At 70.0% G+C, this 343-nt stretch carries 1 protein-coding gene; it reads left to right on the plus strand.

What is annotated here, in order from left to right; all coding sequences use genetic code 11:
• On the plus strand, positions 1-343 hold a 343-nt coding region (locus CCL05_RS46770), incomplete at both ends, for a DUF2172 domain-containing protein (protein WP_244204572.1).

A 343-nucleotide genomic window follows, 5' to 3' on the forward strand; every position in this document is an offset into this window, starting at 1 on the left:
GTCGGCGACCATGCCGCTGACCGAGCTGCGGGAACACCTGCACACCCTGCCGGACCAGCCGAGTTGGGTGCCGTACCGCACCAGCTACTACAAGCCGGAGTGGGGCTTCTGCCTGGCCCAGGACACCCTGGACGCGATGCCCGACGGCGAGTACGAGGTCCGCATCGACTCCACCCTCGCCGACGGCCATCTCACCTACGCCGAGCACGTGGTCCCGGGGCAGGTCCCCGACGAGGTGATCGTCTCCTGCCACGTCTGCCACCCGTCGCTGGCCAACGACAACCTGGCCGGCATCGCGGTGGCGACGTACCTGGCCCGGGAACTGGCGGAGCGGACGCCGTAC

The organism is Streptomyces africanus, from assembly GCF_002150735.1.
In the GTDB taxonomy this organism is placed as follows: domain Bacteria; phylum Actinomycetota; class Actinomycetes; order Streptomycetales; family Streptomycetaceae; genus Streptomyces; species Streptomyces africanus.